This window comes from Geobacter sp. AOG1 (assembly GCF_019972315.1).
Taxonomy (GTDB): Bacteria; Desulfobacterota; Desulfuromonadia; order Geobacterales; family Geobacteraceae; genus Geomobilimonas.
The window spans coordinates 3275490-3281910 of the sequence record NZ_BLIZ01000001.1; the positions used below are offsets into that span (position 1 = coordinate 3275490).

General features: G+C 57.6%; 5 protein-coding genes and 2 rRNA genes (1 of these 7 running past the window's edge). 4 read left to right on the top strand and 3 right to left on the bottom strand.

Going from position 1 to position 6421, the window contains the following annotated elements; translation table 11 throughout:
* Window positions 1–29: 29 nt before the first annotated feature.
* Window positions 30–1175, bottom strand: a complete 1146-nt coding sequence (locus LDN04_RS14905) for a metallophosphoesterase (RefSeq protein ID WP_223912322.1) — start codon at window positions 1173–1175, stop codon at window positions 30–32.
* Window positions 1176–1268: 93 nt separating this feature from the next.
* Between LDN04_RS14905 and LDN04_RS14910 the strand changes: the two genes are divergently transcribed.
* From LDN04_RS14910 to LDN04_RS14925, 4 genes are all read left to right on the top strand, one after another.
* Window positions 1269–1940, top strand: a complete 672-nt coding sequence (locus LDN04_RS14910) for a metallophosphoesterase family protein (protein WP_223912325.1) — start codon at window positions 1269–1271, stop codon at window positions 1938–1940.
* 11 nt (window positions 1941–1951) lie between these two features.
* A complete protein-coding gene (locus LDN04_RS14915) occupies window positions 1952–2110 on the top strand; it encodes a hypothetical protein (protein WP_223912328.1) in 159 nt (52 codons plus the stop codon).
* Window positions 2107–3366 (top strand): CxxxxCH/CxxCH domain-containing protein, encoded by a 1260-nt coding sequence (locus LDN04_RS14920; RefSeq protein WP_223912331.1) that lies wholly within the window; start codon window positions 2107–2109, stop codon window positions 3364–3366. Before LDN04_RS14915 ends, LDN04_RS14920 begins: the two co-directional genes overlap by 4 nt.
* Before the next feature lie 101 nt (window positions 3367–3467).
* Window positions 3468–4763 carry a 4Fe-4S dicluster domain-containing protein gene (locus LDN04_RS14925; RefSeq protein ID WP_223912334.1) on the top strand — a complete coding sequence of 432 codons (1296 nt, stop codon included), beginning with the start codon at window positions 3468–3470 and terminating at the stop codon, window positions 4761–4763.
* Window positions 4764–4858: 95 nt separating this feature from the next.
* Here LDN04_RS14925 and rrf read toward each other — a convergent pair.
* Window positions 4859–4975, bottom strand: a 5S ribosomal RNA gene (gene rrf, locus LDN04_RS14930).
* 180 nt (window positions 4976–5155) lie between these two features.
* Window positions 5156–6421, bottom strand: a 23S ribosomal RNA gene (locus LDN04_RS14935) (it continues 1694 nt past the right edge of the window).

Consider the following 6421-nt stretch of genomic DNA (forward strand, 5'->3'; position numbering starts at 1 on the left):
GCACCCATGTTGAAGTAAACAGGATTTCTTCACTCTCCGGACGTCGGAAGCAGTTCAATAACGGTGACTTCCGGCGAAGCCAGAAACCGGAGGGGAGGCCCCCAGGTACCGGTCCCCCGACTCACGTAGAGCGACGAGCCTTCGCCAACCCCGCTAAGACCGGCCTTGACGGGATAAAACAGGTAGGTGACGAGGTTGAAGGGAAAGAGTTGCCCCTTGTGGACATGTCCCGAGAGTTGCAAGTCGAACCGGCCAAGACTGGATTTTTCCACGGCCGGCCGGTGTTTGAGCAGAATGGTGAATCTGTCGCGGGGAAGTGATTGCAGGAGTTGCGCCTCAGGCGACGCACTTCCTCTCTTGCTGCGACTTACTGTAGGGTCATCGATACCGGCCAGGGTCAGATACTTGGTCACCGGCACGGCCTTCCCCCGCAGGAGGGTGAACCCCGCCCGTTCCTCGAACGCCAGTGCCTGGCCGATACCGGCGTAGAATTCATGGTTCCCCGTCACCGCATATTTACCGAAGCGGGGGGAAATCTGCCGGAACTGCTCGGCCAATCCCGTAAGGCCGTTGATCTGACCGTCCACCAGGTCGCCGGTAACGACGAGGAGGTCAGGGGATGCTGCCCTGACACAGGCCAGCATCTTTGCCAGCCGCTCTTCCCTGACGATAAGCCCCAGGTGGACATCGGACATCTGCACGATGACAAGCTTCCCGGCTTCACGGGGAACCTTGGAGCTTCTGACCACGACCCGGTCGGTGCGGATGTCCCTTGCCTCGAAATAGCCGTAGAGAGACGTCGCTACTCCCCAGGCGAGGGGGAGACAGAGCGCGGCACGGGGTGAAACGGCCAGCCGGCCAAGGTCGAGGTGCCACACGTGCGCAACCAGGAAGAGAACAAGACGATAGCAGTCGATGGCCACGGCCGCGGAAAAAAAGAGAAAGAGGAATCCCATCCAGCTGTAGCCCGTATATGCCATGAGGCGGGCTGCCGTTTCATGCCCCTGTCGTTCGATAGCACGGACCAGGAGCGGGGCTATCACCATTCCCACCAGAAAGATGGCGAGCAAGGTTCCCGGCAGGGGACCGAAGCCAATGGCCTGCCGCGCCTTGACAAAAGTGTAGACATGGACGCCGCCATACACCAGGAAAAATGTGAACAGGAAAAGACTCATGACACCCTCGAAAATACTAGTGTCCTCAACGATGCCACAACAATACCACATTGGCGATTACGCGCGAAGGGGGTATTGTGTATAATTATCGCCATGACTCCCCGACGTTTCGTCATACCAGATATCCATGGATGTGCCCTCACCCTGCAACGCCTGGTTGAAGAGGTAATCCATTTCCGCAAAACTGATACGCTCTATCTGCTGGGAGACTATATCGACCGCGGACCGCGCAGCAGGGAGGTGCTTGAGCTCATCCGGTCCTGGCGCGATGACGGTTTCACCATCCACCCCCTGCGCGGCAACCACGAGGAGATGCTGCTGAACGCCTGCCACGACCGGGCGTCGTTCCGGCTCTGGATGCTCAACGGCGGTGGTGCTACCCTGGCAAGCTTCGGGGTGGAAGACGCCTGCGAGATCCCGCTTACCTATCGCACGATGCTTGCCGACCTCCCCTTATACCTGAAACTGGACGATGTGGTCCTCGTCCATGCCGGCCTGAATTTTGACCTCGACGACCCCTTCAGCGACCGGGAAGCCATGCTCTGGCTCCGCCCCACCAGCGTGGACAACGTGCAGCTGGGGGGCCGCAAGCTAGTTTGCGGCCACACGCCACAAACCCGCAAGGCAATTGAGGCAAGCCTGGCAACCGGTCTTATAACTCTTGATAACGGCTGCGTCTATGCCGGCATGCCCGGTATGGGGAGTCTGTCCGTACTGGAGCTCAACACGCATAACCTGATGTTTCAAGAAAATATCGACCATTAAAGGAGAGGCAGATGCGCCATTACCGCAAGGAACTCTGGCTTGAAACGGCCCAGCGCCGGGAACTCATCAACTCGCGCGGCTGGGAGGCACTGGCTCTGTCAGTTATTGATGGTAAAATTTACGAACTGACCAATCACGCCACAATTCCACATGGAGGATCACCACCATGACCAGACCTTGCCGCTATGCGCTCTTTACCCTGCTACTGACAATGCTGCTTGTTCGGCAGGCCTTCGCCCAACCAGAAAAACCGGCACCACAGCCGTTGTCTTCATCTGTCACGGTAACGTTTCCCCAGGGAACCGTTACCCCTTCAGAAGTGTGCGGGGAGTGCCACAAGGCTATCTATCGTGAATTCGCTCTCGGTTACGGAAGCGACATTCACAACCGTGGCGTCGCGTTAAAAACTCCCGGGGAACAGGGACTCGACCTTCCCGCCCATGTTTCATCGACTGCCACCGCCCATGCCATGGCCGGCGTCGATCCTTTTCCCATTCATGCGCGGGAGGCAGAGGAAGAAGGGAGATCGTGCAACGTCTGTCACTTCCCCGAAGCCTTCGAGATCCCCGACATGGACGTAGCGGAAGTTTTCAAACCCAAACCCAGGGCGAAAGGTGCAGAAGCGGGCGGATTGACCTGCGCCAGCTGTCACCTCACTCCCGACGGAAAAATTCGCGGCCCGTACAGTCTGCAGGCTCCTCACGCAAACTTCCCCGATGTGCGGATGAAAACATCCCTCATGTGCGCTTACTGCCACAGCATGGGGAAACGGGTGGTGGGAAAACAGACCCAGACGTTCCTGGAATGGCGGGACGACTTCTGGAAACAGGGACTGGGGAGCCAGAACTGTCAAGACTGCCACATGCCGCGGACTACCCGCAAGCTTGCCGAAAGCGGCAACTCGCCGGAGCGCGTGGCAGCACGTCACCTCTGGACTGGCGGACGATCGCTGCAGCGCCTGCAGAACGCCCCGAGTCAGGTCGTTGTCCAGCCAGCAGTGGGGGCGGCATCGTTCGAATTCCACGTCATCAATATCGGCGCAGGTCACTCCGTGCCAACCGGTTCCAACCGCCGCGCCATCTATCTGCAGGTGGACGCCACCGACAAACATGGCAAAACCGTGGCACGGAACGAATGGATGTTCGCTCCCTGGTACGGCCCCCGTCCCGATGACCGGAAGTTCCTGGAGGAGGACAGGCAGCGCCCCGACGTCAAAGCAGCCATGCAGGCAGACTCCCAGGGCCCCCACGAACAGATCATCCGGGCCGGCGAAGAGCGGGTTCTTGCCTGGTCTCCCCCGCTCAAACCGGGCAACTACACCATCCAGGCCCGGCTGATCTATGACCTTAACCGCTACAACGATCGTAAGGTCGATGACCAGACACTGTTCAATACGACAACCCTGAAGGTAACGGTACGGAAATAACCAGCCCGATCAGGACAACAAAAGAGCCCGTACCTTTCTGATACGGGCTCTTTTCCTTACCGTCCCCACGGCGACCGATTCCCTCGTACGACAGGAGGCGCATGTCACACCACGTGCCGAAAACCGGTTACCGGCAGTTAGTGGAACGCCTCAACCGATTCCCCCAAGGGGCGGTCCCTTCCCCGCTCCTCTACGACATCCTCGCCCTGCTCGTCAGCGAACGGGAAGCGGAACTGGTGTCCCGGTTGCCCCTCATGCCCTTTACCGCCAGACGGGCTTCAGAGGTCTGGAATATGCCGGAGCGCGAAGCCCGGTCGCTGCTGGACGGACTCGCTAGCCGCGCCCTTCTCCTCGACCTGGCAAAAGAAAGCGAGACCTTCTACGTTCTCCCTCCCCCCATGGCAGGTTTTTTCGAATTCTCCCTCATGCGGGTTCGCACCGACATCGACCAGCAGGCACTGAGCGAACTCTTCTACCAGTACCTCAACGTCGAAGAGGACTTCATCCGCGATCTGTTTATCCGCGGCGAGACAAAACTGGGACGGGTATTTGTACACGAACCGGCACTTTCAACTGAGAACTCCAGCCAGGTGCTGGAGTACGAGCGGGCGAGCGAGGTGATCCGTACCGCACAACGGATCGGCGTGGGAATGTGCTACTGTCGCCACAAGATGTCCCATCTCGGGAAGGCGTGTGCAGCACCGCAGGAAATCTGCATGACGTTCAACACAGTGGCAGAACCTCTGATCCGTCATGGCCATGCCCGGCAGATCGGGGTGAGCGAGGCCTTCGATCTCCTCCAGCAGGCCCGCGACCGGCAACTCGTTCAGTTTGGCGACAATGTACGGGAAGGGGTAAATTTCATCTGCCACTGCTGCGGCTGCTGCTGCGATGCACTACTCGCAGTCCGACGCTTCGCCAACCTTCACCCGGTCCACACCACCAACTTTGCCCCGACTATCCGGGCAGAGCGGTGCAGGGGGTGTGGCAGGTGCGCTGCCGTATGCCCTGTTGAAGCGATAGTGCACACAACTGATCCGGCTAATGAGCTAGCTGATATCAACATACCCCAAATCGACATGGATCGCTGTCTCGGCTGCGGCATCTGCATCAGGGCCTGCCGTTTCGGAGCCCTCCTCCTGGAGTCGCGCACGACAAGAGTCCTCACGCCGGTCAACTCTGCCCATCGCGTGGTGCTCATGGCAATCGAACGCAATTGCCTGCAAAACCTCATCTTTGACAATCAGGCACACATGAGTCATCGGGCAATGGCGGCAATTCTCGGGGTGGTCCTCAGACTCCCCCCTGTCAAGCAGGTTCTGGCGAGCAGGCAGATGAATTCCCGTTACATGGAAAGGCTTTTCGAATCGATCCATCTTCCAGCCGGCATCCGCTAGCTAGATTTTGCACATTTCATAGACACAGATAGCCGACAAATTTTGAGTAAAAAGAAAGCCCCACCATAAAGAATGGTGGGGCTTTTGGATAAAATTCCCGGCGGCGACCTACTCTCCCACACAGCTGCCCGTGCAGTACCATCGGCCCAGAGAGGCTTAACTTCCGTGTTCGGGATGGGAACGGGTGTGACCCTCTCGGCATAGCCACCGAGAAATCGTTGGGGAACGGGGACCTGGAATCGGGGATCAGCAAAAGCTTTTGACTTTCCTGATCCCGAGTCCCGGGGTCCGAGTCCCGAATTTATCTCGGCAATTGCATAGATTTGATTTGTAGGTAGTGGTGATTGATTTATCGAGGGGGTGGGGTTACCACCCCCTCTTCAATAATTTTTATGGTCAAGCCTCACGGCCGATTAGTACCGGTCAGCTAAATGCATTACTGCACTTACACACCCGGCCTATCAACGTTGTGGTCTACAACGGGCCTTCAGGGGGGGCTAACCCCGGGGATACCTAATCTTGAAGGAGGCTTCCCGCTTAGATGCTTTCAGCGGTTATCCTTTCCGTACATAGCTACCCAGCGACTGCTCCTGGCGGAACAACTGGAACACCAGCGGTACGTCCATCCCGGTCCTCTCGTACTAAGGACAGCTCTTCTCAAGTATCCTGCGCCCACGGTAGATAGGGACCAAACTGTCTCACGACGTTTTAAACCCAGCTCGCGTACCGCTTTAATTGGCGAACAGCCAAACCCTTGGGACCTACTTCAGCCCCAGGATGCGATGAGCCGACATCGAGGTGCCAAACCTCCCCGTCGATGTGAACTCTTGGGGGAGATCAGCCTGTTATCCCCGGCGTACCTTTTATCCGTTGAGCGACGGCCCTTCCATACAGAACCGCCGGATCACTAAGACCTACTTTCGTACCTGCTCGACTTGTTGGTCTCGCAGTCAAGCTCCCTTATGCCTTTGCACTCAACGCCCGGTTTCCAATCGGGCTGAGGGAACCTTCGCGCGCCTCCGTTACTCTTTGGGAGGCGACCGCCCCAGTCAAACTACCCACCAGACAGTGTCCCCGACCCGGATGACGGGCCTGGGTTAGACATCCAAAACAACCAGGGTGGTATTTCAAGGTTGACTCCACCGACACTGGCGTGCCAGCTTCAACGTCTCCCACCTATCCTACACAAATTATTCCGAATGTCACTGTCAAGCTGTAGTAAAGGTGCACGGGGTCTTTCCGTCTTACCGCGGGTACTCGGCATCTTCACCGAGAATTCAATTTCGCTGAGCCACTGGTTGAGACAGCGCGGAAATCGTTACGCCATTCGTGCAGGTCGGAACTTACCCGACAAGGAATTTCGCTACCTTAGGACCGTTATAGTTACGGCCGCCGTTTACCGGGGCTTCGGTTCAAAGCTTCGCCTTGCGGCTGACAAATCCCCTTAACCTTCCGGCACCGGGCAGGCGTCAGACCCTATACGTCGACTTTCGTCTTTGCAGAGTCCTGTGTTTTTAGTAAACAGTCGCTACCGCCATTTCTCTGCGACCTCCATCGGCTTCACGTGCGAATCGCTACACCTAGTGGAGGCACACCTTCTCCCGAAGTTACGGTGTCATTTTGCCGAGTTCCTTAACCAGTGTTCTCTCAAGCACCTT

Bases quoted from the DNA above. Each gene is read 5' to 3' on its own strand.
- LDN04_RS14925 (WP_223912334.1), top strand. From the start codon at position 3,468: ATGTCACACCACGTGCCGAAAACCGGTTACCGGCAGTTAGTGGAACGC.
- LDN04_RS14915 (WP_223912328.1), top strand. From the start codon at position 1,952: ATGCGCCATTACCGCAAGGAACTCTGGCTTGAAACGGCCCAGCGCCGG.
- LDN04_RS14905 (WP_223912322.1), bottom strand. From the start codon at position 1,175: ATGAGTCTTTTCCTGTTCACATTTTTCCTGGTGTATGGCGGCGTCCAT.
- LDN04_RS14910 (WP_223912325.1), top strand. From the start codon at position 1,269: ATGACTCCCCGACGTTTCGTCATACCAGATATCCATGGATGTGCCCTC.
- LDN04_RS14920 (WP_223912331.1), top strand. From the start codon at position 2,107: ATGACCAGACCTTGCCGCTATGCGCTCTTTACCCTGCTACTGACAATG.